The organism is Rhizobium sp. SU303 (genome assembly GCF_021052345.1).
Taxonomy (GTDB): Bacteria; Pseudomonadota; Alphaproteobacteria; order Rhizobiales; family Rhizobiaceae; genus Rhizobium; species Rhizobium laguerreae.
The window spans coordinates 1,902,836-1,923,553 of the sequence record NZ_CP088095.1; the positions used below are offsets into that span (position 1 = coordinate 1,902,836).

A 20,718-nucleotide genomic window follows, 5' to 3' on the forward strand; every position below is an offset into this window, starting at 1 on the left:
CAAGTCTGCTTAGTCTCTAAGAAAACTGTGCCGCAATTGGTTAGAGCCGGCTCATATGGCTGCAGGGAGAAACGCGAAGTCCGAATCGCCTCCTCGAAGGTTACGCTGAGCGCACGGAGGTATCTCTTTTTTGCTTTACGGTGTTGCTCCTAGCCTTTCCGTCACAAGATGGATAACGGACGCAACTCAGGAACGGACCATACCGGCCGCTTCGCTCCACGAACCAGCCGTCTTTGCATTGCGGGCATTTCGGGGCATTCGCCCCACATCCACATGAAACCTCCTGTGACCCGACTTTCGGCCGGGGCAGGGCGGTGCCGCAGGCTTGGCATGCTGGTAGCACGTTGTCGCAGTGCTGCACATGCTCGCAACGATACCACATGCGATCATCTTGGCCCCGCGCGACAAGCAACCGTCCACCGCACTCTCCGCACTCTTGCGTCTTCTCAGGTCCCGACGACGCCGCCCCAACGCCGTACGCGGGGTCGTTTCGCAATTCGGTCACGAAGGACGAAGGACGCGAAACTGAGGCAAGGATGGTCAGGGTCCGGCGCGCCCGCGTCATCGCGACGTACATCACGCGCCGCTCCTCAGCGTTCTCGAAAGATTCCTCTTCGGGCGAGACAAGGGAGAGCAGGGCGTCGTCGACGGTCTCCGAGGGAAACCCCATGCGACCGCTGTCGGCCTTCAGAAGAACAACGTGGTCGGCTTCGAGTCCTTTCGAGGCATGGATCGTCTTGAAGCTGATGCGCAATCGCGGAAAGCGTCGCTGAACATCCCGCATGTCGGGTTCGAGAAACCTATAGCGCCCTAGCAGCAGTACGCTGGCCGTGTCCGCGACGCCGCAGCCGGTTGAAATCGACGCAAGGATCTCGAAGAGCTTTCGCCCATCGTCACCCGCTGCTGCCGTAACTATCTTGATCGACGGCTCAGTCGCCGTCCCAGCGGGAACGATCTGCTTCTCGATCTGCGCCGGGTTCTTGAGGACGAAGGTCCTTGCTGCGAACGCTGGTCTACGGATCGGAAGGTGCGTCCTAGATCGACCGTGCGATGCACGCCGGTCTCTCCGTCGAAGCTTCCACCGAACTCGTCGCCGAAGTGGCGCATCAGATGGATGTCGGATCCCGCAAAACGGAAGATCGACTGCCAGTCGTCACCGACGGCGAAGATGCGGACGTCTGGATGTTGGGCCTTCAATGCCTTCACCAGTCTGGCCCGGCTCTGCGAGATGTCCTGGAACTCGTCGACCAGGATGTGACGGAACGGGCTGTGATATTGGCGGGCCTCCGCATATTGCGCGGCCCTCAGGATCATGTCTTCGAAATCGATGCGTCCCTTCAAGCGCTTCTCGTATTCTTCGAACACCGGTGCGAAGACCGAAAGGAAGGCTTCCGCGCGAGCGCCCTGCTTTAACCTCTCCGCTTTCGCTGCGCAGCCGGCAATCGCGTAGCCGCCGCTCTTGTACTTGCGAAGGAAAGTGCCGAGTAACTGCGAGAAGGTGTCGACCTGACTCAGTTCGACGACCCGGTCGAAGATCTCCTCGACCGGGCGGGGCTTGAGCGTCACATGATGCTGGAGCTTCTCCGCCAAGGCGGTCAGCAGGCGTCCTTCCTGCCGCTCGTAGCTGTAGGTCTCGATGAGCGTCGTCTCGTGCGTAGCGTGGATCTCGCGCTTCCACTCCATGCCGGCGAGATACTTCTCGCGATCGACGAAGGGCGCCGTCATCAGCCGTTCAACGCCGTCGGATGCCGTCTGGCGTCTCACGCCAAAGTGCTCAACGTAGACGCCGCTTTCAGTGAGGCGGAAGTCGGGGCAATAATCCCGGAGACCACCGCCGGAAACCTTGTGTTCGTAAAGTGGCTCGTATTCGTATTCGACGCCGTTCTCGTAGAGCCAGTTCGCGATCTGCAGCTCTTCGTAGCTTTTGACCTTTTCACCCTGGAGGGTACGCAGATCCTGCTTCTCGATGTGCATGTAGTAGTCGTGCTTGGTCTTGAAATCCCACTCTGTCTTGGTCTCTACCAGGAAATGGGCGAACCATTTGATGATCGCTTTGGCGATCTCGGGATGGCTCCGCACGAGATCCTTCAAAATCTGTTTGATGGTGTCGATGAAGGCAGCATCGTCGGTCGCGTGATTGGCAAGAGCAGGCTTCGATCCTTCGACCTCTCCGATGATGTCGTACGCGAGCGCGTGGAAAGTCCGCGCCACCAACGGCACGCCAGATCGCGCCTCGACCCGCTCCGACATCTCCTCGGCGGCGTTCTTCGCAAACGCCAGTAGCAGGATTTCCTCAGGCTGACGGATGCCGGCCTTTGCGAGATAGGAGGCCTTGGCGGTTATCACGCTCGTCTTTCCGGAACCGGCACCCGCAAGGACCAAGGTCGCGTCCTCGTCGACGACAACGGAGAGCCGCTGTTCCGGTGTCAGCGGCTTGCTTTCGATGGTGTCGAAGAAGTCCTTCCAGGTTTCAAGCTCGGCTTCGACGAACTTTGAGACCGCAAAGGCTCGCGCTGTGCGGGGATCGGCGACGAACTTCCTTACGAAGGCGACGATATCGGCCGCTTCCCTTCCGATAGCGTGCGGCTGCAGCCTCGACAACAAGGTCGCATCGAGGGACCTCGCGTCTTCCAGTACAGATGTAAGACTGCAGGCCGCGGGGTAGCGGTCGGGAGAGAGCAGCCCGAATATTACAGAATGCAGCCGGAAGAACCGATCCGCCTCACTGGAGAGAGCCGAGACGTTGTAGTCCGTCCAGGCGGTCTCGACCTCGTTCGAGAAGTCGACGGCGCGGGAATGTTGGGCGCCACGCAAGACGACGTCGTTACCTCCCATCACGGGAATAACCAGCGTTGTCCCAAAAACTCTTTTCCGCAGGATTGGGGAAGATGTGACGCTGGCGAGAGATACCGACGTCGTTCGGCCCCGCTGGGTGAATGTCAGGTGGTGCCCGTCAAGTTCCACCGCCCGAACCGTGCTTCCGAAAGGATTCGAGAGAAGGCCAAGCAAGGTACGTTGATAGAGTCTGGGCAATGTCGTGCCTTGATTGATCGCCGAGGTTTCGCCTGTGCTTGTCCGAGGCGCAACGAGCGAAACGTTGCTCTGATGCGGGTGTAGGCTACTGGGCCAGTAGTTAATATCAGGCCAATGATTGTGCTCTCGCAGGGAACAATCCTGGATCGAAGATAGGATTCTCATGCCCGACACGCTCCACATCGACGCTGATGGCTCCTTCGATGCCGCCTCCCTGACCGGAGGATGGGCGGTCGTAGCGCTAGATGGCGACCAACGGATGCATGCAGCTAGCGGTTTCGACACCGGCCTTTCCAATAACACGTTCGAAGTATTGGCCGCCGTGAAGGCCCTGTCGTGGATCGAAGCGGAAGCAGCGGGGCGGGCGGTCACCGTCTGGACGGACTCTAACCATGTCGTCGAGGGATGCCGCCGATGGAGGGCCATCTGGCGAAACAACGGTTGGAAACGGATCGATCCGAACCTGCGAGCCAGGCGGCGATCGATCCCGGATGCGCATCTCTGGCAACAGCTCGACGCCCTGCTGCAGAACAACTCGATTGTAGAAGTCGAGCTGTGCAAAGGCCATTCTGGAATCCTTGGCAACGATCATGCCGATGCCCTGGCACGGAACGTCGCTCGCATTCGATCTCTCGAGGATGATCAGGCGGTGAACCGTCGGCGACGATGTCAGCGCCGGTGACGAAGGCGGCCTCAGGGCAGGCGAGATAAACAATGACACTGGCGACCTCGTAGTCCGTGCCTTAGCGGCCGATCGCCATGCCGAGACTGACAATCTTCGAGAAAGATGACGTCGCAGCGTGTTTCGGCGCCGTCATCGGGCGCACCCAGCACCAGCACGCAGCTCGAAGTAGGCGTCGGGGTCAGGTGCGCCATTATGCCGGGCTGGAACTTCGGGAATGACGGATGGGGCAGGGCGATACCGAACCTCTCGTCTTCCGCCTTCAACTTCGCGACAGAGAGCGGCTTCAAGCCGAGCAGTCCGTCGACAAATTCGTTGATGCCTCCGGCCTGGAACGAGCCCGTTACCTTGGTACGATTTCCGCTTTCATATCCGAGGTCCCGTTTTTGAGCGCCTTTTCGCTTCGCGTACTCGTCCATATCCGGACCGATTTCTCGCTCGAGGTATCGGGCAAGGTCGTCTCCGGAAAGGCCGATCGTCGTCGCCTCCCTAATCGTAAAGTTGAGCGACTTGTTGTGCAGGTCGGTCGTCCCATTCGAGAATTCCTTGCGCAAGCGCTTCAAAATCTTTCCGAGCGGTGGAAGGCCCTGATCTGGAAGGGCTTGCGCTGGTCGTCGAGCCTGATGATGTAGATGAACGCGGGTGTAGGACTCTGGGCCAGACGCTCGACGACGGACAGGCTCACCGTCACGCCTTTTGTGGTGTTCAGGATCGTCTTGATCTGGATCGAACAAGCCATCGAGGCGGATGGCTTGTCGAATGACACGGTTTCACTGCGCCGGGCGAGCTACGCTTCGCCGTTCGCCATAAATGGGAAGAAAGCAGCTAGGATTCAACGCACTAAAGCTGCGGTCCCCACCATGGCAAGTCGCTTGGGCCTCGGATCATTTGCACCAATGGATCCGGCCTTTCCGTAGCCAGAAATGAGACTTGCAGCCGGTTTTCCGCCATACTGACGGATGAAGCGTCGGCCGGCTTCGCTCGTCGACGGCGACGTCCCACCTTGGCCTAGCTTCTTCGATCACCATCAGCTCGATTTTTTCGCCGCAGCCACATGGGCACCGCATGCCCACGCTCCAGTCGTCGCCGTCTTCGCGCAGCAGGACGAGATCGCGGCGAGGCAGCGCCTCCGGAAGACCGTTGCCTTCGACGACGAGACGACGTCGGGCCGGACCGTATCGGTCCCACAGCCGGCGAAACCAGGATATGAACGTCATGCCGTGCCCTTCCTTACCAGACGGAACTGCGGCATGCCGAGCAACGGTTCGGCGGCGCCGCGCCCAAGAACCGGGTTGTCCTTCTTCTCGAAGTCGTCTTCCGAGTAGTGCTCCTCGTCGCAGGCGGCGAGACTGAATTCCGTCCTCGCGTAGTTCCTGTTCGCTTCCTGCCGATAGGGGAAGGCGCGCGCAACGAACTCGTTCATCAAGGCGGATGCCGCCCGCATGTTGAGCGTGATGACTGAAGGCGCCTCTTCAAGGATTCCCTTGATGTAGCCGGCGGCGAGCTCGTCCTGATATGCGGCAGGATTCGACCGCTGGAGATGCTCGGCACGCAGACCCTCCGGTGTGTAGACTCCACGATCTGAGAGCGTCGATCCGCCCGGCTGCACGTAGTCGATCCTGCCGCTGACATCGGCGATCGCGACCTTTCCCTCGTTGGTGAACGTAGGGATCGTCACGCCAACGTCAAACAGCGGCAGCAGGAAGGCCGAGGCGAGGAGGTCGGCGTACATGCGGCCTTCCTTGCTGTCGACGCAGCAGAACAGGACGTCGCACTGGCCGACTGCTTCGATAGCCTCGCGCGTGCCCAGGGTATCGAAAATTCCGAAGGCGACGCCGTCGCCGCGATGACGGCTAACCGTATCCGCGAACATTTCCACTTTCGGTGCCGCCTGATCAGCGTCTTCCGACGTCGAGTTCAGGATTCGGTTGAGATTCTTCCGCTCGATCCTGTCGGGATCGACGAGCGTGACGGAGCCGAAACCGAGACGAGCGACCTGCTCGGCAGCGATCGAGCCGGTACCGGAAACGCCGACGACCGCGGCGGACAGCCGAGACAGTTCAGCCGTCATCGCCCCGGTGAAAGCGAGGGGGCGGCCTGCCGGAATCCCGTCGACGACGTCGTTCCACCAGTGGCGGATGTCGTCGCCCGCGACCGTTACGAGGTCTACCGGCCGAGACGTCATGTCGGGACGATAAAGCCGCGCGCGGATCGCACCGTCGGGCGTCATGATCGCCGACCCGTGGCTGGTCCCGAACGCTTCCAACAGGCCGGGGATCACTCTCGCGTCGCTCTCGTCGTCGACGCGGGAGAATTCGAGCCAGCCGACTGGATGGGAATGCAGCAGGATGATGACGAGCTCCTCCGGCTCTGCGACGTCGATCGCGTCCTCGATAAAGCTCCCTGGCCATACGATAGCGTCCGGCTTTCGTACCGGACAGGCTTCGTACGGGACGAGGATGGTATCGCGGACAACCAGGCGCTGGCGCGGACCGGGGGACGGCGCGCAGATCAGAATAGCCGCTGCCTCGTTCCCGTCGGCCATCAGGTGGGCATGAAGGGCAGCATGGGTGACGCCGGCCATGGCGAGAGTGCGTTCGGGCTTCATTCGCCGACCTCCCTGACGAGCGCGGATTCGACAAGGGCGAGGTGCGTCACCACGTTGTCGCGGAGCGGGTTCCAGGGAACGATCGCGCCGCGATGCCTCGACCAGCGCTGAAAATTCAGGCCGCCGATCGCCTGGGTCGCCTCCGTGTTCGGGATAGACGCGCCGGACGACCGGACGACCGGCGGATAGCAGTAGAACATGTCGATCTCGGCCTGAGGGTAGGTGGGCGGCACCAACAGTGCGAGGGTCGTGCTGCCGGCCGTGTACGCGTCGGGAAGCGGGAAGTCGTTGATGACAAGCCACCTGTTCCCGTCACTGACGCGGGTCTCCCACTGGAGACCGAGATCGTCCAGATAGGATTCGTCCGGCTCCAGGAGAGCGAAGTCGCGAAGAGGCGCGTGGCGCGCCGCCCCGTTGTTCACGTCCTTTGCCGTCAGGCGGACCTTCTCGATGCCCGGCGTGCGAAGATCGATGTCGTCACCGACGGAGAGCTGACGCTTCGGCTGTCCGGCGACCTTCAGGATGATGATCCAGGCGTCGGGATCGAAGCCGGTGCGCGTCAGAGCGTCGACGACAGAGATCACGTGCGTCAGCGAGGTGATCTTCCTGCCCTGGACGTTCAGTTCCCAGACCTCGGGCTTGCCGCTGCGGAAGCGTTCGACGCCGGAAGCCTTGATCTTCACGACGTCGGCGTCTGCGACCGCGTGGTCGGGCTCGTTCGTCCGTTCGAGATAGATCGCGCGATCGGCGGGAATCCTTCCCAGCTTCCGGATGATCGAACCGGAGATCGTATCCGCAGGCCAGTCGAGTCCTTCGCCTTCGATGCTAATGCGGTTGGTGCCGTCGGCTTCCGCTACGATGAACTTGCGGCCCTTGTCCAGGTCTGCCTCTTCCTGGGTGCGCAGTTCCTCGAGATCGCCATCGTCGCGCCACTGGAAGACATACGCAGGCTGCTCCGGGGTGAACCCGAACACCTTCGCGATCTTGCCACCCGTGGGCGTCGTCGTATCCGAAGGAAAGTCGTGGAAGTTGAGGTCGAGCCCCGCGATTTCGATAGTGGTCTTCTTGTCGGGGGGCGGTTCGTGATGTTCGATAGTCATTGTGATGCGTCCTGTTGTTCGGATGGACATCTCGTCCACCACATTTGCGCGCACCACTCGTCGATTCCGACATGAAAAAAACTTTGTCGGAATCCGCGTTCTCGCGCGCAAACTCAGTGCCAGAGAGAAGGAGGACTCGGAGCGTGGATATGGAAAAGAGGAGGAGCAGGTGCATCGACCTGTCGAAAAACACTACACCGCGGACGAAGCCATCGAAGCGTTCCGCGCACTCTCGAGGGAGGAGCAGCGCAACCTGGTGGGGGTGGCTCGGATCGGCCTGGCCGGGACTGGGTTCGCCACGCCCCAGGAACTCATAAGCGAAGCCTACGTCAGGATCGCCGACGGCCGGCGCAAGTGGCGGAAGGACAGGACCTTCCATCAGTTTCTTGCTGGCGTGCTGCGCAGCCTCGCAAGTGACGGCGACTTTCTCCCGGAGGAGAGAAAACTCGTGCGCCGCAACGAGGGCTCGTCTATCGCCACGTCCGAGCATCTGGACACTGTTGCCCTCGAGGAAGACGAGGACGAACAGGCCCGTAAAGCGATGGGCGAGGAGGCTCTGTCAAAGATCGAGGCACGTTTCGCCGGAGACGAGGAAATGGAGCTGCTGCTGCTCGGCCTTCGCGAGGAACTGATCGGAGAGAAACTGCAGGAGTTGATCGGCGTCGACGCCAAGCGCCTTGAGGCGCTGCGCACCCGGTTGACGCGCGAGCTTAAGAAACTCGCTGCCGAATACGGCAAAAAGGAAGGAACATCGTGATGAGCGACACGAAAAAGGACGCTCTCGATAACCTCATGGAATTCATCCTGTCGGACGATACGCCTGTCGGCGCCGAGGACGAGGACGATCTCAAGATCTTCAGCGACGCAGTCGAGCAGGCAGAACTCAAGCTTGCCAAGTCTCGTCTCGAGCGCGCTCGTGCGGGCGCCTTTTCCAGCAATATGTCTGGAAAGGTGACCAGTCTGGATATCGAAAAGGCGCGAAGGTTATACGAGCGAGCAAAAGCAGGCGATACGACGGCAGGCCTGACTCTGGCGGCCCGTTTTGGCGACGGCTCCATGGACGGGGATCTCGACGCGATATTGGAGGACCTGGCGGAACTCGAAGGCGACGACGATGCCGAGGATTGATCCCCTGCCGAAAAATCTGTCGCCTGACGCCCTGCTTCGATCACTCGGGATCACCGAGCCTCGAGACATCGACGTCGAGGCGATAGCCTACTACGTCGGTCTCCGCATCAAGCGCCGCTGCCTCAACTGCTGCGAGGCGATGATCACTGGGCGTGGCAATAAGGGCATCATATCGGTCGTGCCTGGCGGGATGCCGCAGCGGGAACGGTTCTCGATCGCCCACGAGCTTGGCCATTGGGCCCAGCACCGCGGAGAAACCATCGCATGCCGGTCGAGCGACATCGGCAAGTTTTCCAACAAGAACGAACAGGAGCGGGCGGCCGACTTCTATGCCGCTAACCTCCTGATGCCGCTGGCGATGTTCAAGACTGAATGCCGGCAGCATCGCCGACTGGACCTGAAGGCCCTCAAGGCGGTGGCCGGCGTCTTCAATACTAGCCTCACGGCGACACTTATCCGAATGATCGACAGCGGCAACTACCCGACTGTCATCATGATCAGCCACGGTACGGGCGGACGGAAGTGGCACAAGCTCGCGGCGGGCATCCCAGGCTACTGGCGTCCTAGGGACGATCTCGACGTGGAGAGCTTCGCTTTCGAACTTCTGCACAATCCGGATTCGAAGGACGAGGGATTTCCCAGGAAGATCGGCGCGGACGCTTGGTTCGACAACTGGTCGGCCGAGAAGTACGTGATAACCGAGCAGTCGCTCAGAATTCGGGGCGAGGGCGTCGTGACGATCCTCGACCTCGACCCCAAGATGATCCCGTAGAAGAGCGGCCTCGAAGGCACGATCAACTGATAGCAATGGCCTTCGAAACCAGTGTCCACACGAATGGCATCTACAAGACTGACGAGCTCGGAGCACGCGGTTGTCGCCTCGGAGGAACCGCGTGCTTAGGGGTAGAGAAAGGCAGACGCGACCAGCGATCACGAGGACGACATGAACTTTCGTTCGCGCCTTTTCAGTTCTTGGAAAACAGCGCGGGACTTGAAGGGATCGACACCTTCTGAGAGCTGGAGGACATCGGTACCTTCGAATATCCTCACAACCTCGCCAACGTTCACGCGAGAGGCAGCTTTCGGAGCGGCTGCCTGTCGAAATATTTCGAAGTTAGCCATGCATCGATGCGATCAGATGGCTACAAGGTCTCAGGAGGTCGCATGACGGAAGAATGCGTGAGCTCGGCCATTGCCGCTACGATACGGCGGATGGATCCACGCCACTTCCCAGCCTGGGGGAACGTGGGAAGATTGTCTTGATGATCCGACGGTTGTGGCCGTTGAGGTTGACCCCAGCAGCATCGACGTAGAAGACGGGTCTCGGTTTTTTCGGCCGGGCAAACCTTCTGATCAGCACCGGCTTCTTCACATTCGAAGGCAGGAAGGCTACGTTCAGGGCCTCGCTCGCCCTTCCGGCCGATGTCAGGGGGGCGATCGGGGAGACGGGCAGCGTCGTAATCGACGAAGTCGAACTTCGTCTCGAAGGCTGACATCGGGGACCCCTCGATGACCAACGAGTGGACAGCGCTGGGCGTCTTGCCGAACATTAACATCGAAGCGTCCTGTTTCGGGGGCGAGTAGCAGCCTCTATGCCATTTTCCACTTGAACGTGCGGTCTGTTGGACCGATCGTGCGCCGGGGAGATTCCAAAATGTCATTGAGAGTATTACAGGACTCGCCGGTCCTTAAGCCGCTCGCTCGCGTAGGCAAGCGCCTCGACGTCGATGTGGTTCTGTTCGGCTCGGTCGCTACGCGGGCGCTGCTGTTCGAAGCCGCCGGCGCACCTGCGAAGAACTTGTTCGAACTCGCCGAGCATGTAGCCGACATCGACGTCGGACACACCGGCCCGCCGTCTCTTAACCCGAAGTTCGCGCAGGCAATAATCGAGGAGATGCCTCTGGCTCCGTGGTTCCGGTGGTCGATCGTCGACCGTGAAGGGCTTGCCGCTCTCGACAGTCTCGGAAAATACAACGTCGCCGTTCCATTACGACAATTCAGGATTGGAACCCAGCGTCTTTTCGATCCGGTTGAAAAGGACGAACTACTCGAAAGAGCCTTACGGGGTGACCTCGACCTGCTGCCCAATCCTCGGTTCGAAGAGTCGCCTCGCGCGTCCTTCGACTCGGAATCATCTGCAGTACTAATCTATGTTGACGCCGCGATCGACGTTCTCCAGGCGTACTCTCGGCGAGTGCCAACGGTTCCTCACGGCGGCCCTGGGAAGTCGTCGCCCGCCACCGAACTGGTGGCCACGGGCGTTCGTCGCCTCAAAGAGATGACCGAGCCGCAGCGAACGATTGCTTTGCGACGAACTTGGTACCGCTTCGCGGGGACGGCACTACGAGTGTCCCCCTCCGTCTGGCGACGCGCGGTAGAATTTTTTGGTTTGGAACCTCTGGTCGAACTTCTTGATCAAACCGACTACTCCGCCTCGCAATTCACTGAAGCACGCGTCGTCCCCATCGTTTCGACCTATCTCGGTAGCGGCGAGTACCGTATGCCTCCAATGATCTTCGGTGAAGACGCCAGCCGTGACTGGAACCTGGCGTTCAAATGGGCTTTGGAGAAAACGTCTGAGCTATCACCAGGCGACGGCTTCCTGGAACCCGTCGTACTGGCTCCTGGTAACGAGGTAATCGGAGGTCAGCTCGGAATCACCGTCAGAAAGGGCGCGAGCGCGTCCTCAAAGCCTATGGGGTCATACAAGCAAGAATTCTTCCATGTCTCGCTGCCGCTCCCGGTGATGCGGTCGAACGTCAGCCCAGCAAGCCTGACCGCGGTCGTCGTCGGCCATGGACCGGATGGCTCCTCGATTCTTCCTGCCTTCGCATCGGTAAGCACAGCGATGGCATGGCCATTCGACCGCTATTCGAACGAAGCATCACACGGCGGCCGATGCACTGTCCGGATCAGCCTTCCCGAGATGCGTATGGACATTCAAATCGTCGACGTCTTCCTCATCAAGGGGGAATTCTAGTGGCGACACGTCCTCGTCTTGGAAGATGGCCCGACCAACCGATTATCGCGACAAACGATCATGTCGTGATATTCGTGCACGGTATACTATCGGATTCGCGAACCTTCGGTCAGATGCTACCCACCATTCAGGCGCTCGATGTGATGAGTCCCTTTGACCTCTGGACATTCGACTACGATTACCGTCAATCGCTCGCTACGAGCGCAGACCATCTTGCGGAGGCCATCGAGCGTAGGGCGTTTGGAAAGCGACGCGTCGACATCGTGGGACACAGCATGGGGGGCCTCGTCGCACGCCTTGCCGTGCTGCGCCGGAATCTTCCGATGGTGGCGAGGATAGTGACCCTCGCGACGCCAAACCACGGGACGATCAGCGGCGAGCAATTGAATCTCCTTGGACAGATGACGACCCTTGGGCTCAGACGCCTGGACCCTGTGTTTCCGCGAGCTTCGGGGATCATGGATCTGACGAACGCCAATTCCATTATTCGCAACGCACTTAAGGAAATGCACAAGGTCGAGCCCGGCCGGCTCGACGGCAAGACCTACGTCAGTATTCCCGCGCAATACTTCCACACGAAGCGGCAGGCCGGAGATCGCCTGCCATCGATGCTCATGGGGAGCGTCTCGCTCGGACGGAAGCTCCTCAATATGATCAGTAGCTTTCGGGTCACGCTGAGGCCGGTTCACGACGGGATTGTGGAGGAACGGTCCAATCAGCTTCATCCGGCACCGGTCGGCTCGAGCAACGAGGGGGCCTATATGCAAAGCCGCGACGAGGCCGGCTCCCGGATGCTTCACGTCACGCATGAGGCCGCAGAAGCGTGCGACCACGTTACCGTTGTCGGGAGCCGAGAAGTTGCTGTCCTGCTTCGCGCTATCCTGCTCGCGGACAGCCTCGACGAGACGGGCGTCGACCCATTTCTCGAGGAACCAAAGGGCTTGGTAAGTTTCAGACCGCTCGTCAAATAGCCGTTTCGCATCCCGTTGCACCGACGCTTCGATCCCGCAAGAAACGGACGGCAGGGCGTTGCTTCTCGCTCCAAGATCCTTAAGCCCCTCGCCAATCTCGGAATGCCCCACCAATGGTCCGCCATATTGAGGCCGCCATGACGAAAGCAGCAGCGGGATTTTTCATCAACGGGCTCTTAATTCATGGCCGCGACACGCGTTTGGCGAGGCCATAAGCGCAGCCTATAGGGCATTGTCAATTGATGGCGATGTCTGCTTCTGGCGCATTCGAGACGCCAACCGGCGTCTCCCTTCGGCCCTTTGCAGTCTTTGACGCTTGTGACGAATCATCAGGCCCGCTAGCTTCCGCTGCACAGGCTTGGCCCGCGCCTCCTCCCTCCTTTCGGGGAAGTATCGCACATACGGGGTGACATCATCATCACGGAATTATGTAGCAAGTGCCACCAGAACTCCAAAAGTGAGAACGCTGCCCGCAATCATAGGCCAGGTTCATTGCCGGGCTCTTGAATGGAGTTCCAGAGGGTGGCCGGCGTAAAATCATAGCCCAAGCGCATCCATTGCATTACATCGAACGGGTGCGCGACAATGAGATCCGCACTGCCGATCTCATATCTTAAAGCCTGTAGGGTTCGCTGGCCCGAATGAGTAGTGTTGACCACTTGCGTGTCTACGACAGAAGCGTCCTTGGTTGCAAAATCCCTCAAATTGTCCGTAACAAGAATGTCGGCTTCGGCGCCAAAGGCTGTAGCTAGCACGCCTGCATCCTCTGCGTCAGACATGGCGAAGCGCTCTTCTCCGCCCAAAATAAGATAGGGATCGAGCGAATCTGGCCCATATTTCATGATGTCGATAATGGAGTTGGTATACGCCTTAATGCGGTCTTCCGTGAACTGCAGCCGACGGAGAACCGTCTCGAGGGTTTCGACCATCTCGAACGAGATGACTAGCTGAGCTCTGTCATCTATGCCCCATTTTTGGCTGCTAACCATCGACACCAGAGTCTGGATTGCAGTTCCTTTATGGCCACGGTCGTGCGCCATTATGTTGCCGACGAAGACGTTGACATCGAGCAGCACTCGGACAGGACGATCCATGTCTTACTTCCGGTGTGCTGCGGCACGGGCGAGAGCCGTCGCTTCTTCCAACATGTCGATCTCGCTGGAAACTTCTTCTGTCCCCCCGAAGCGGTGCTCGGATGCTAGGTCGGTGGTTGCCTTCTCAAGGCGAACTCGCGCCGCCGCTGCCATCATTTCACGGCCAAGCCTGTTGATAGTGTCCTGGTCGTTCTGTGCGTTTAACTCGAGTAGGAAATCACGGACACCCTTGGGCAGCCCAACGAATACTGCGATTGCGCTGGAAACCGCATTCGATATGGACCTGTTTTCCATCGAGGCCACCGCCTTCAATTTCATCGCCGTTTTGCCATCGACATTCGCCGAAACTGTAGAGGACATCGCAGACTCCTATAGAAATACACCATTCCTATATACCTTCTGAGGCAGTGAATTTCAATAGGAGTTCGCGTCAACATACCTAGCAACGAATGTCATATACTCACGCCTCAAGACCCGCTTCGTTGGTGGCAATTGCTACATCATTCCGCATCATCATCGAACCATCTGTTCGGGCGTCGCATAAGGAGGGGTTGCGTTTTGGCTCGGAATGGAGGTCTTTGATGAAACTTTCTGCCCCGATCTTCCAATTGAAACGCCGAGCCAAGCTCATGGCTCGGAATAGTAACGTCCCGCTGCACGAAGCCCTGGATCAAATTGCGCGAGAGGAGGGGTTCGCAAGATGGAGCCTGCTTTCCTCTCAAATCGCGGCGGGATCACTGTCCAAAACAATACTGTCCCGACTGAATGATGGTGATCTGCTGTTGGTGGCCGGTCGGCCGGGACATGGCAAGACCGCGCTTGGCCTTCAGCTTTTGCTCGACGCCGCCCGAGACGAGAGAAAAGCGGTATTATTCACGTTAGAATTTACCGAGCAGCAGGCACGCAAACACCTTCAGTCTTTGGATGAAGGCTCTCACGGCGTTGGCGACGGTCTGGAAATCGTGACGTCGGATGAAATCAGCGCGGAATACATCATCCGCTATTTGTCGGGGTCGAGGCCAGGAACCGTCGCCGTGATCGACTATCTGCAGATACTCGACCAGCAGCGAAGCAAACCGGCGCTTTCGGACCAGGTCCTCGCTCTTGGAGATTTCGCCAGAAAAACTGGTGTTGTCCTTGGGTTCATCTCACAGATTGATCGGTCGTTTGATCCGGAGAGCAAGCGCCTGCCGGATATCCGGGACATTCGTCTACCCAATCTCGTCGATTTAGGGCTCTTCAACAAAGCCTGCTTCCTGCACAACGGCGAGGCTCAGCTTCAGGACGTGGCTTAACGTGTTCGACTGCCGTGACGCCGCAGACGCGGCAGTCGATCTTGCGATGACCAGTTCTGGCGCGAAGCCGCCGAAGGGTTCGTCTGCAGTCGGCCCAAAGTAGACATACAGGAACCGACCACAGAAGCCGGCTTCGCCCCTTTTCGGGCGTCGGCCAATATCCTGCCAGAATTCGCAAAAGCCAATCATACCCGCCCCAGCATCGCGTATTGGAATCGATCGGCTATCATAACTAGCAGAGATGAGGCGAAATCGATGTGGGTCTCGACATCCATGGAAGTGAGGTCGGGGGAGTCCCCATGAGCAACCGCGTGACGCCATCCCACTAGCTCTTTGTCTAATCGGTTCCTCACCCGCTGCATCGCAGAGAGATCAAAGCTGAGCAGCGAGTAGTTCTGCGATAGACGAGCGAAGTCCAAGTTTGATCTTGCCTCGACAATGCTAGTATCTATAGCGTCGAACCCGCAGTCGATTTTAATCTTGAGGTTCTCAACGAACTTTTGGCGTGCCTCCAACGAATGATTTCTATCCCTCATGCTCTCGAAATCACTGTGGAGGGCACTCACCAAAAGCAGCCAGTCGGAATCACGAATCCTGCCGCCCTTTTCGATCAGAAACCGCATGTAGGTTCGCACGCACTCGTTGTAGAAGCCTTCCCAGTTTGCATACGCAAGGACCACGACCGCCTTCGAAGCCACTCCATAGATGTCGCTATCAGTCATCCGACCGAAGCTTCGCTTGACCTCTGACAGCTCTTTGGCTCTTCGAATTCGTGCAAGATCGATCTCGTCGAAGAAATCGTCCAGTTTAGTCATTTGGCTTGAACCAATCATTGCCGAAGGGGATGGTGCGCTGCAGCCGCACAGTGCCTCGGAGACCGGACGCACTCATCTCTGGCACCTGCGGTTGTTGCCAGAACGAGGTAATTCTTTCTTTTAGGAAGCCATCGGCATCGGCCAACGCAGTGATGGCTGCCTTGTTACGAGAGATACCGACTGCGATTGCTTCCAACGCTCTGAGAGAAAAGCGTGGCGCCACACCACCCGCAGCTTCCGGCGGCGGGAAGAGTGCACGTTCTCCAAATGTCCTGTAAAGCGATTCCACCATCCATGTGATGGTGCTCATGACATCGTCTTGTCCCTTGGTTGTCAGGATATCCACGATGGCTGCATCTAAGAATTCTTGAACATCGAGTGTGCGGTCGAACTCCGTGAACGTGTGTACGATCAATCGTACGACGTACTCGACATCTCTTTGATTGCCTTCCTGCTCGGGAGTGATCTGAAATACCTTCCGGAAATCCTCTCGTTGGGCGAACTTCCTGATTGCTTGCACAAATTCAGCGTTGGCCAAGACCATCGAGCATGTCCTGACCTCTTGCTCGTTCGCATAAGCACCGCCTCGATTCAGCCGCTGGAACAGGTCGAACTTTGTTTTCGGGTCGCTGGGGTGCTTCAGGATCTGAAACTCCACCCTTGCACGTCGGAAGAAAAGCTGAAGGGCTTTGTCGATCGCCACCTCTCCCTCAGCCTTCTCCTCCCAGAATAAACCCTGCAAGGACGGCAGATACTTGGTCTTCTGGAGTTGAGAACGCTGCAGCTTCCCAGTCTCCAGATTTTTCAGCACGCCCATGAATTCGAGAAGCGTTGAGATGCGTTGCAAGCCGTCGATAAGCTCCCAGGTGCCATCCTCGTTTTCGTAGACGAAGACAGGAGGTATTGGGATGCCGATTAGTATCGATTCAACGAAGTTAGACTTTCGATCGTTGGTCCAGCGGAAAAGCCGCTGGAAGTCGGGGAGGATGTTGAGCTCTTTCGAAGTGTACATATTGCTCACTTCCCCGATCGTTATCTGCACAGCGTCGGTATTGACTGACCGCTTAGCTTCTTCGATTTCTTCTTTAAGCAACTCTCGTCCCCTAATTTCTTGAGCTAGGAAGTCTGTTTGACCCGATTCATCAACTTCTGCAACCCTGGCTCGAAAACAATCCTAAGCATCCTTGGTTGACCGGGCGAATTTCTGTTTTCGGGCATTCAAACCTTTAAAGGAGAGTGGCAGAAACCGGCCCCCAGTCGTCCACTCATTTTAAGTCAAGGGCTCACGTCCGCTTGTGTGAAGGGTTTCGGCCGTCATACGTTCCGAGGTTGGTGGCATTTGCTGTGCCGCTCCTGGACGCCGCGCCCTGAGATATCTGCCTTCTGTCGCGATGTATTCTCATGCGTCTGGAGAGACCGTGACCTTCACGCCGCTGCGCCTTTGACGATGCCCTCAAGCTCGTCGATGACATCGTCGAGATCATGTCCGTTGCCAGCTTCGACGTCTCGCCGGGCGCGGTCGATTTCGATCTCTCTTCCTTCTGCGGCCAGATACGATTTCAGCGCCCGGACGAACACCCAGCGCCGGGTGCGGCCGCAGATTTCCGCGATTTTCTCCATCTCCGCAAGGACGTCGGTTGGAAGGCGCATGGTGATCGGATCCGAAAGCTCTCGATTTGACACGTCTTTACACTGGCGTCGGCCTGTCGCAGGCATATCTCGAACGGTACCAGGACTTCGGACAGTTCCTCGACGACTACAAGGACAAGGAGCGGCAGGGAATGCCGCGGACGCTTCCGCCGTTCGTGTACATGCTCCTGCACTCGTTCTCGCACCAACTCATCCATTCACTCGCCGACGCTTCGGGCCTCGATCGCGATGGAATCGGCGAATACATCTTCCCGGCGGACCTCGCCTTCACGATCTTCCGGAAAGGGATGAACCCGGACCCCTGAGGCCGCGATGGACGGAAGCGACGACAACGGTGGCACAGAGATGCCATCTAACGAACAGCCGAGTGGGCCCAATGTCGGACAGGCCCAGTCGCAAACCCATCGCCGAATCTATACTAAGCGATGACCGAGTTCGACGCCGTGTAGTCGGGCAAGGTCGACCTCGCGAGGCGTTGAAACGACGCGGCAAGAATCCATGAATTCTTGGAAACTTGCACCAGCGCCTCAGCGCGAATCCTTAATTGTTGACAATGATTTCCATTTGAAGACTGTTCGAATCTATGGATTCGATGTCGGACATAATGAGCGCGCTACGCGCTGCGCGAGCGCTGCTCGGCCTTAGCCAGGAAGAGCTTGCGGTAGCCGCGGGGGTCAGCCGTCAAATCATAATCCGCATCGAAAGATGTGACGGCAATATCCTCGCGGAGGCGATCGATAAGGTCCGAGCCGCGTTGGAGGCCGACGGCATTGTCTTCGTTGAAGGAAATGCGGAGCGTGGGCCTGCGGTCGCGCTCGTACGGAATCGCGGCGCAAAGAATCGGCCTACCGTAGATTAGGTAAGTTGTTGGAGCCCCCGGTATTTACGCCGTTAGCAAAGATCGTCGCGACGTCATCAGGACCAAGCATGCCTCGATTCATGAGTTCTGCTGCGATTTCCTCAATTCTGGTCGTGTGCTCGGCGACGATTGCCATTGCTCTCGAATACTGTTCGTCAAGGATTCGACCAACTTCTCTGCGGAGGTCTCCGGGCAGCCCAGAGGTCCGGGTCGCATCCACTCTGCGGGATTCGAAGAGGAATGGCAGGCTTCCTCCTAAACCGTAGGAGCAGAGCATGCGTGTGGCGATGACCGTTGCTGTCTCGAGGTCGCTTCCGATCGACCCGCTGAAACCATTTGATCTCGACCCTAGGATGTGTTCCTCGGCGGCCGCGCCGGCCAGCGTTCTGCAAATCAGATCCTCGAAATCTTCACGGGTCTGGAGGAGTTGGTCGTCGCCGGAAAGCTCATATCGCATTATACCAGGTGCAAGCTCATTCTCTCGGAACCAGCGGAACTTCCTTTTGAACGACAAAGTAACGCGGCAGCCAGGTGAGAGGATACAAGCGACCACGGCGTGGCCGGCCTCATGAACCGTGACACGTCGGGCATTTGAACTTGAAAGCTCCTGCAACGGAGGTAATGAGGCGATGACGTCATCCACCTGAACCGCTCTTTGACTTAGGCGGCTACGCTGTTTCGCCTCCCTCGCCAACATCTCCAGATCTGCGCCATTCCAACCTTCGAGATCGGCTGCAGCGATCCTGAGCGCTTCATCCGAACTTTTGATTGCAAGGTGATAGCGCAGGATGTCAAACCGCTCATTGGCGCCTGGGAGGTCGACCTTTATATGCCGCTCAATACGGCCGCTGCGCAGAAGAGCCGGATCAATGACCTCCGGAAGATTCGTTGCTGCGACGACCACCACCTGGTCCCGACCTTCCGCGCCGTCAATGCACTCGAGAAGGTAGTTCACCACCTGACGGGAATAGTTGACGTGATCGCCGCTGAACTTGGTTCTGTCACCAATCGAATCCAGTTCGTCCAAGAATATGATTGCTGGCTGCTGAGCGCGAGCGCGGTCGAAAGTCTCCCGCATCGCGCCGAGCAGGTCCCCAAGATGTCCATACGATTGCCAGCGCGATACAGAGGCGCTTATGAGAGGCAGACCCGCGGACTGCGCGAATGCATGTGCGAAGAGTGTCTTACCCGTTCCTGGTGGACCATAAAGAAGGACGCCGCGGTCCATATCGACCCACGCCAGTTCGCCGATCCTGACTCGGCCCAGATCGGCGATGAAGGTGTTGGCCCAGTCTTTCGCTTTTCCATATCCCGGAAGCTCTTCAAGTGATGGCGCGCTCGCGGCGGCGCCCTGGGCCGTTGCGATTAGATGTTGCGCTTCTGCTGCCGAGAGCCGGCGTTTGCAAACGACGGGAACCAACAGTGGAAAATCCAGCGTCGCAACTATCGTAGCAGTTTCCTCATCGAAAGGCTGTCGCCCAAGCAGTCGACGTACGGCGTGTATGTGTCGCACCTTGGGGCGGGCCAAATCAACAATCGCGTCCGCCGAAATAGCCAGATCGGGCGGAACCTCGGCGCGAGAGCGGGCAAGTACAATTATAAAGTCGTATTTCCCATGCTCCTCCAAAATTGGATTTGCAATTTTGGATTTTTTTCGGTGCGAAGGGAGGTCCAATACATGTACCAGTTCCCTCCCGTGCGATCGCCGGTTCCAGGTGTCGGTCGATCCCATCAGTAGGAGCTCTGCTGCCTTTCGATGAGCATCGGTGACTTCTGCGCTGCCGGTCACCACAACGACGGTCGCAGGGTGTCCGTTCATCAGGGCGTGTTGTGTCCGCAACGTCTTCCGAAGCGTGGAATAGGCTAAGAAAAGCGCTGGAATTCTGCGAACTGCATTGAAGACCTCGGGGCGAATGTTCCTGGACTCGACGGCCGCTGCGGCGATCGCTCTACCTGCCATCGGAGGAACTCCAGACTTTGACCGAATCTTCTGCGAACGCGGAAGGCGTCCCGAGCCTGTACCACCGATCCATTGATCTGACCGCTCCGCCTTGGATCGACATCAACTCTATTGGGGTCGTGAAGCTGAGCCACTCTGCCGCCTTGGGATCGAACCGCTTCGGATAATGGATGTATCCGGTCAACATCGGCGCCATGTAGGTTTCGATAGTCCATTGCTCAACGATTGCAGACTCTGCTGGATCAAGGACCGGCAGCGAGCGCTCGGACAAGATCAAGCTTAAATCAGCAATGAGAGTGGCTGACGAATTAATCCGTCCGACGATGGCACGGATCGACGAGTTGCCCTTCGGCTCTCCAAATCTGAGAATTTTCATCAGCTAATCCTTCGAGAATCAGAAACATTTTGATCACAACGTGATCAGAATGTTCCTCAAACCTGATTATTTGTCAACATTCCAGGGTGAGCGCGCCGAATGTCTGCGCTAAGCCACAGTTAAGGAATGGCGTGGTCCTCGGCGAAGAGTCGTGACGACGGGGTAAG

General features: G+C 58.2%; 23 protein-coding genes. 9 read left to right on the plus strand and 14 right to left on the minus strand.

Annotation, left to right across the window (positions count from 1 at the left end; genetic code table 11):
- Nucleotides 1-100 precede the first annotated feature (100 nt).
- Both RlegSU303_RS09540 and RlegSU303_RS09545 read right to left on the minus strand, forming a co-directional pair.
- On the minus strand, nucleotides 101-784 hold the full coding sequence (locus tag RlegSU303_RS09540; RefSeq protein WP_231283755.1) for a 3'-5' exonuclease: 684 nt from the start codon (nucleotides 782-784) through the stop codon (nucleotides 101-103).
- Between the two features lie 128 nt (nucleotides 785-912).
- Nucleotides 913-2,835, minus strand: a complete 1,923-nt coding sequence (locus RlegSU303_RS09545; RefSeq protein WP_231283756.1) for a UvrD-helicase domain-containing protein — start codon at nucleotides 2,833-2,835, stop codon at nucleotides 913-915.
- 361 nt (nucleotides 2,836-3,196) lie between these two features.
- On the opposite strand from RlegSU303_RS09545, the gene RlegSU303_RS09550 reads away from it, so the two are divergent.
- Nucleotides 3,197-3,715 (plus strand): ribonuclease H family protein, encoded by a 519-nt coding sequence (locus RlegSU303_RS09550; protein WP_231283757.1) that lies wholly within the window; start codon nucleotides 3,197-3,199, stop codon nucleotides 3,713-3,715.
- Nucleotides 3,716-3,726: 11 nt separating this feature from the next.
- On the opposite strand, the gene RlegSU303_RS09555 is transcribed toward RlegSU303_RS09550, so the two are convergent.
- From RlegSU303_RS09555 to RlegSU303_RS09575, 5 genes are all read right to left on the minus strand, one after another.
- Complete coding sequence (locus tag RlegSU303_RS09555; protein ID WP_231283758.1) at nucleotides 3,727-4,278, minus strand: hypothetical protein; 552 nt, start codon at nucleotides 4,276-4,278, stop codon at nucleotides 3,727-3,729.
- A complete protein-coding gene (locus RlegSU303_RS09560) occupies nucleotides 4,275-4,481 on the minus strand; it encodes a hypothetical protein (protein WP_231283759.1) in 207 nt (68 codons plus the stop codon). The genes RlegSU303_RS09555 and RlegSU303_RS09560 overlap by 4 nt, the downstream gene beginning before the upstream one ends.
- Before the next feature lie 118 nt (nucleotides 4,482-4,599).
- Nucleotides 4,600-4,932 carry a DUF6527 family protein gene (locus RlegSU303_RS09565; protein WP_231283760.1) on the minus strand — a complete coding sequence of 111 codons (333 nt, stop codon included), beginning with the start codon at nucleotides 4,930-4,932 and terminating at the stop codon, nucleotides 4,600-4,602.
- Complete coding sequence (locus tag RlegSU303_RS09570; RefSeq protein ID WP_231283761.1) at nucleotides 4,929-6,323, minus strand: ThiF family adenylyltransferase; 1,395 nt, start codon at nucleotides 6,321-6,323, stop codon at nucleotides 4,929-4,931. Before RlegSU303_RS09570 ends, RlegSU303_RS09565 begins: the two co-directional genes overlap by 4 nt.
- Nucleotides 6,320-7,423, minus strand: coding sequence for a multiubiquitin domain-containing protein (locus RlegSU303_RS09575; protein ID WP_231283762.1), 1,104 nt, complete (start codon nucleotides 7,421-7,423; stop codon nucleotides 6,320-6,322). Before RlegSU303_RS09575 ends, RlegSU303_RS09570 begins: the two co-directional genes overlap by 4 nt.
- 22 nt (nucleotides 7,424-7,445) lie before the next feature.
- On the opposite strand from RlegSU303_RS09575, the gene RlegSU303_RS09580 reads away from it, so the two are divergent.
- The 5 genes from RlegSU303_RS09580 to RlegSU303_RS09600 all read left to right on the plus strand — a co-directional run bounded on the left by RlegSU303_RS09580 (nucleotide 7,446) and on the right by RlegSU303_RS09600 (nucleotide 12,502).
- Nucleotides 7,446-8,180, plus strand: a complete 735-nt coding sequence (locus RlegSU303_RS09580; protein ID WP_231283763.1) for a transposase — start codon at nucleotides 7,446-7,448, stop codon at nucleotides 8,178-8,180.
- The gene (locus tag RlegSU303_RS09585) at nucleotides 8,180-8,551 is read left to right on the plus strand and encodes a hypothetical protein (protein WP_231283764.1); all 372 of its coding nucleotides are present in this window, start codon (nucleotides 8,180-8,182) and stop codon (nucleotides 8,549-8,551) included. Before RlegSU303_RS09580 ends, RlegSU303_RS09585 begins: the two co-directional genes overlap by 1 nt.
- On the plus strand, nucleotides 8,538-9,323 hold the full coding sequence (locus tag RlegSU303_RS09590; protein ID WP_231283765.1) for an ImmA/IrrE family metallo-endopeptidase: 786 nt from the start codon (nucleotides 8,538-8,540) through the stop codon (nucleotides 9,321-9,323). The genes RlegSU303_RS09585 and RlegSU303_RS09590 overlap by 14 nt, the downstream gene beginning before the upstream one ends.
- 882 nt (nucleotides 9,324-10,205) lie before the next feature.
- Nucleotides 10,206-11,531 (plus strand): hypothetical protein, encoded by a 1,326-nt coding sequence (locus tag RlegSU303_RS09595; protein WP_231283766.1) that lies wholly within the window; start codon nucleotides 10,206-10,208, stop codon nucleotides 11,529-11,531.
- Between the two features lie 113 nt (nucleotides 11,532-11,644).
- Nucleotides 11,645-12,502, plus strand: coding sequence for an esterase/lipase family protein (locus tag RlegSU303_RS09600; RefSeq protein WP_231283767.1), 858 nt, complete (start codon nucleotides 11,645-11,647; stop codon nucleotides 12,500-12,502).
- Nucleotides 12,503-12,978: 476 nt separating this feature from the next.
- On the opposite strand, the gene RlegSU303_RS09605 is transcribed toward RlegSU303_RS09600, so the two are convergent.
- Together RlegSU303_RS09605 and RlegSU303_RS09610 are read right to left on the minus strand one after the other, a co-directional pair.
- Nucleotides 12,979-13,596, minus strand: a complete 618-nt coding sequence (locus RlegSU303_RS09605) for a PIN domain-containing protein (RefSeq protein WP_029875680.1) — start codon at nucleotides 13,594-13,596, stop codon at nucleotides 12,979-12,981.
- A gap of 3 nt (nucleotides 13,597-13,599) precedes the next feature.
- On the minus strand, nucleotides 13,600-13,956 hold the full coding sequence (locus RlegSU303_RS09610; RefSeq protein ID WP_077988579.1) for a hypothetical protein: 357 nt from the start codon (nucleotides 13,954-13,956) through the stop codon (nucleotides 13,600-13,602).
- Between the two features lie 221 nt (nucleotides 13,957-14,177).
- Between RlegSU303_RS09610 and RlegSU303_RS09615 the strand changes: the two genes are divergently transcribed.
- Complete coding sequence (locus RlegSU303_RS09615; RefSeq protein ID WP_131706915.1) at nucleotides 14,178-14,891, plus strand: DNA helicase; 714 nt, start codon at nucleotides 14,178-14,180, stop codon at nucleotides 14,889-14,891.
- Between the two features lie 185 nt (nucleotides 14,892-15,076).
- Here the strand turns inward: RlegSU303_RS09615 and RlegSU303_RS09620 are convergent, their stop codons facing one another.
- From RlegSU303_RS09620 to RlegSU303_RS09630, 3 genes are all read right to left on the minus strand, one after another.
- Nucleotides 15,077-15,706, minus strand: coding sequence for an MAE_28990/MAE_18760 family HEPN-like nuclease (locus RlegSU303_RS09620; protein ID WP_131706914.1), 630 nt, complete (start codon nucleotides 15,704-15,706; stop codon nucleotides 15,077-15,079).
- The gene (locus RlegSU303_RS09625; protein WP_231283768.1) at nucleotides 15,699-16,799 is read right to left on the minus strand and encodes a DUF262 domain-containing protein; all 1,101 of its coding nucleotides are present in this window, start codon (nucleotides 16,797-16,799) and stop codon (nucleotides 15,699-15,701) included. The genes RlegSU303_RS09620 and RlegSU303_RS09625 overlap by 8 nt, the downstream gene beginning before the upstream one ends.
- Nucleotides 16,800-17,131: 332 nt before the next feature.
- Complete coding sequence (locus RlegSU303_RS09630; RefSeq protein WP_231283769.1) at nucleotides 17,132-17,356, minus strand: CopG family ribbon-helix-helix protein; 225 nt, start codon at nucleotides 17,354-17,356, stop codon at nucleotides 17,132-17,134.
- 26 nt (nucleotides 17,357-17,382) lie between these two features.
- Here RlegSU303_RS09630 and RlegSU303_RS09635 point away from each other — a divergent pair, with 26 nt between their 5' ends.
- Both RlegSU303_RS09635 and RlegSU303_RS09640 read left to right on the plus strand, forming a co-directional pair.
- Nucleotides 17,383-17,661, plus strand: a complete 279-nt coding sequence (locus RlegSU303_RS09635) for a hypothetical protein (RefSeq protein ID WP_231283770.1) — start codon at nucleotides 17,383-17,385, stop codon at nucleotides 17,659-17,661.
- Nucleotides 17,662-17,960: 299 nt separating this feature from the next.
- Entirely contained in the window at nucleotides 17,961-18,215 is a 255-nt protein-coding gene (locus tag RlegSU303_RS09640; RefSeq protein ID WP_231283816.1) for a helix-turn-helix transcriptional regulator, read from the plus strand.
- On the opposite strand, the gene RlegSU303_RS09645 is transcribed toward RlegSU303_RS09640, so the two are convergent.
- Together RlegSU303_RS09645 and RlegSU303_RS09650 are read right to left on the minus strand one after the other, a co-directional pair.
- On the minus strand, nucleotides 18,202-20,175 hold the full coding sequence (locus RlegSU303_RS09645) for an AAA family ATPase (protein ID WP_231283771.1): 1,974 nt from the start codon (nucleotides 20,173-20,175) through the stop codon (nucleotides 18,202-18,204). The two genes, RlegSU303_RS09640 and RlegSU303_RS09645, sit on opposite strands and share 14 nt — an antisense overlap.
- Nucleotides 20,165-20,551, minus strand: coding sequence for a hypothetical protein (locus RlegSU303_RS09650; protein WP_131706909.1), 387 nt, complete (start codon nucleotides 20,549-20,551; stop codon nucleotides 20,165-20,167). Before RlegSU303_RS09650 ends, RlegSU303_RS09645 begins: the two co-directional genes overlap by 11 nt.
- Nucleotides 20,552-20,718 lie beyond the last annotated feature (167 nt).